Source organism: Micromonospora sp. KC723, from assembly GCF_004348595.1.
In the GTDB taxonomy this organism is placed as follows: domain Bacteria; phylum Actinomycetota; class Actinomycetes; order Mycobacteriales; family Micromonosporaceae; genus Micromonospora.
In genome coordinates, this window is sequence record NZ_SMKD01000247.1 from 1 (window position 1) to 3,604 (window position 3,604).

Annotated in this window: 3 protein-coding genes and 1 pseudogene; 3 read left to right on the forward strand and 1 reads right to left on the reverse strand. The window is 74.2% G+C overall.

Annotated features, from left to right (window positions below):
* From E1165_RS28215 to E1165_RS28225, 3 genes are all read left to right on the forward strand, one after another.
* Positions 1-1,309 (forward strand): S1C family serine protease (locus E1165_RS28215; RefSeq protein ID WP_132394737.1); only part of this gene is annotated, 1,309 nt, incomplete at its 5' end.
* A gap of 160 nt (positions 1,310-1,469) precedes the next feature.
* Positions 1,470-2,141, forward strand: a complete 672-nt coding sequence (locus tag E1165_RS28220) for a BON domain-containing protein (RefSeq protein ID WP_132394738.1) — start codon at positions 1,470-1,472, stop codon at positions 2,139-2,141.
* Positions 2,142-2,280: 139 nt separating this feature from the next.
* The gene (locus tag E1165_RS28225) at positions 2,281-3,336 is read left to right on the forward strand and encodes a glycosyltransferase family 4 protein (protein ID WP_132394739.1); all 1,056 of its coding nucleotides are present in this window, start codon (positions 2,281-2,283) and stop codon (positions 3,334-3,336) included.
* A 6-nt stretch (positions 3,337-3,342) separates the two neighbouring features.
* Here E1165_RS28225 and E1165_RS29295 read toward each other — a convergent pair.
* Positions 3,343-3,604 (reverse strand): annotated as a pseudogene (locus E1165_RS29295) (serine/threonine protein kinase); the annotation flags it as partial.

Below are 3,604 nucleotides of genomic sequence, written 5' to 3' on the forward strand. Positions count from 1 at the left end.
GACCTCGGCCGCGCCGTACCCGGGCGCGCCGGCCCCCGCGTCACACCCGGCCGCGCCGTACCCCGGCCAGCAGGCGAGCCACCCCGGCCAGCACGCTGGCCACCACCCCGGCCAGCACGCTGGCCACCACCCCGGCCAGTACCCGGCTGCCGGCTACCCGGCGGGATACCCGCAGTCCGGCTGGGCGGGCGGCCCCGGGGGTCCGGTCCCGCCCACCCACGGCGCGCCACCGGTGCCGCCGTGGGCGGCACCTCCCAAGCCCGCGAAGGTGGCCAAGTTCATCGGCGCCGGCGTCGTGGTCTTCGCGCTGATGCTGGGATCCGGCGTGGCCGGCGGCGCGCTCGCCCTCGCCCTGGACGGTGGCTCGGGTGGCATCACCCGCACCTACTCGGCCGCGCCGGTGATCAACAGCGCCGACCTGCCGAGGATCGCCGCGGCGGTACAGGACAGCGTCGTCTCGATCGCCACCGACAACGGCGAGGGGTCCGGGGTCATCCTCAGCGCCGACGGCTTCGTGCTCACCAACAACCACGTGGTCGCCTCCGCCTCCGGCGGCATCGTCCGGGTGATCTTCGCCGACGGCAAGATGGCCCAGGCGACCATCGTCGGCACCGACCCGAAGACCGACCTCGCGGTGGTCAAGGCCAGCGGTGTCGACGACCTGAAGGCGGCCAAGTTCGGCGACAGCGACGCCATGCAGGTCGGCGACCAGGTGCTCGCCCTGGGCAGCCCGCTGGGCCTGCAGGGCTCGGTCACCGCCGGCATCATCAGCGCCCGCGACCGGACCATCCAGGCCGGCGAGAGCGGCCAGCAGGACCCGCAGCGGGGAGCCACCTCGATCTCCGGGCTGCTCCAGACCGACGCCCCGATCAACCCCGGCAACTCCGGCGGCGCCCTGGTCAACACCCGGGGCGAGGTGATCGGCATCAACACCGCGATCGCCACCGCCGGGCAGGGCAGCAACGGCAACATCGGCGTCGGCTTCGCCATCCCGAGCAACAAGGCCAAGGACGTCGCCGGGAAGCTCCAGCGCCGCGAGAAGGTCAGCCACCCGTCGCTCGGGGTCAGCGTGACCGGCGCCGAGAACGGCGGCGCGCTGGTCTCGGCGGTGGTGCCCGGCAGCGCCGCCGAGAAGGCCGGCCTGCAGCGCGGCGACGTGATCACCAAGTTCGGCGACAAGGTGATCAACGACTCCAACGACCTCGTCGGCGCGGTGCAGGCCGGCAAGGTCGGCGACCGGGTCGAGGTGACCTACCAGCGCAACGGATCCGAGGCGACCGTGACCGTCACGCTCGCCGAGACGTCGTAACCACAGACCTGCCTCCTCCGCGGGCGGCGGGTGGCGTAGCCAAGGGGGTTGGCTACGTCGCCCGCCGCCCCTTGTCGTCGGGTCACCCGGGGCGGGTGACCCGGCCTCACCCGCCCGGCCGGCATCCTCGCCACGAGCCGACCGCACGGGAGGGGACGCCATGGGTACGGCAGCGGCCAGCCGCACCGACCGGGACATCCAGCGCGACGTGCTGGCCGAACTGGCCTGGGACCCACAGGCGCAACCCCAGGAGATCGGCGTCGGCGTCGCCGACGGCGTGGTCACCCTGACCGGTCGGGTGGACAGCTACGCCCGCAAGTGGGCGGCCCAGCGCTGCGCGCACCGGGTACGCGGCGTCCGGGCGGTCGCCGACGACATCGAGGTACGCCTGCCCGGGCTGGACGGCCAGGACGACGCCGAACTCGCCCTCGCCGCCGTACGGGCGCTGGAGTGGGACAGCTTCGTGCCCGCCGAACGGCTGGACGTGACGGTCTCCGCCGGCTGGCTGATGCTGCGGGGACAGGTGGAGTACGGCTACCAGCGGCGTACCGCCGAACACGAGCTGCGCCGGCTGCGGGGCGTACGCGGGGTGACGAATCTGGTGGAGGTGGTACCCCCGGCCCCGCCGGACGCCGAGCGGACCGCGCGGGACCTGCGTCGTGCCCTGGCCCGCCGGGCCGGTACCGAGGCGGTCACCGTCGAGCTGGCGGGGGACACCGTGGTGCTGCGCGGCGCGGTGCGGTCCTGGTGGGAGCGGGACGAGGCGGAGCGGGTCGCGTGGTCGGCACCGGGGGTGCGGGCCGTGGACGACCGGCTCGTGGTGACCGGATGAGCGGCGCGGCTTCCCGTTTCATCCACCGGGCAGGGGGAAATCGCGGCCGATCGCGCTCACCAGGAAGCAACGGGAAGGACCAGCGGCCGTGACCCACCGTCCGTCAGAACATCCACCCGGGCGGCCGCTGCGGATCGCGATGGTGGTGCCGCCGTGGCTGTCGGTGCCACCGCCCGGCTACGGCGGGTTGGAGCAGGTGGTGCACGGGCTGGTGGACGGCCTGGTCACCCGGGGGCACGCGGTGACGCTCTTCGGCGCGGGCCGGTACCACGGCACCGCCGCCGATTTCGTCTCCACCGTCCCGGAACTCCAGTACGACCGGCTCGGCGAGTCGCTGCCCGAACTGGCCCACCTGGCCCGGGTGAACCACCTGGTCGCCCCGGCGGACTTCGACATCGTCCACGACCACACCACGATCGGGCCGCTGGTCGCCGGCCGGCGGGCGGTGCCCACCGTCGCGACCGTGCACGGCAATCCGGTGGGCGAGTACGGCACGGTGCTCAGCGACACCGACCACGGGGTCGGGCTGGTCGCCATCTCACACACCCAGCGGCGGGCGAACCCGGGCCTGCCCTGGGTGGGGACGGTGCACAACGCGATGGACGTCGGCGACGTGCCGCGCAAGCACGCCCCCGGTCGGGGACCGGTGCTGTGGCTGGCCCGGTTCAGCCCGGACAAGGGCCCCGAGCTGGCCATCCGGGCCTGCCGCGCGGCTGGGCTTCCGCTGACCCTGGCCGGCAAGTGCAACGAACCCGCCGAACGGCGCTACCTCACCGAGGTCGTCGAGCCGATGCTGGGCGACGACGTCACCCTGGTGGTGAACGCCGACCGCGAGGCGACCCTGCGGCTGCTGGTCGACGCCCGTTGCCTGATCATGCCGGTCCGGTGGGAGGAGCCGTTCGGCATGGCGATGGTGGAGGCGATGGCGACCGGGACACCGGTGGTGGCGCTGCGCCGCGGCGCGGTGCCCGAACTGGTGGTCGAGGGCCGCACCGGACTGATCCGGGACCGCGCGGAGGAGCTGCCCGCAGCGTTGCGCGAGGCGGCCCGGCTCGACCCGGCCGCCTGCGTGGCGCACGTGGCGGAGAACTTCTCCACCGAGCGGATGGCCGCCGGATACGAGGAGGTGTACCGGCGGTTCGCCTTCGGCGTCGGTGTGCCGGCCCTCCGGCCCGCGCCGGCCACCGTCCGTTGAGCCGGCTCAGGACTTGCGGGCGCCGAGGTTCACGATCGCCGCGTCGAGCTGTCGGGCGTACGCCGGGGTGATGGCGCCCTCGCCGACCCGGCGGTCGACCTTCTCCCGGAGCTTGGCCACCGGTTCGGACAGGTCGGACCGCCCGCTGGCGGCCTCCCGGGTCAGGTTTCCCAGCACGTTGCGCAGGTCCAACCCCACGTCGGCGCGGATCTCGCCGATGCGTTCGCCGTCGTCGATCAGCTGGCGCAGCCGCTCGGCCGCCTCGGTG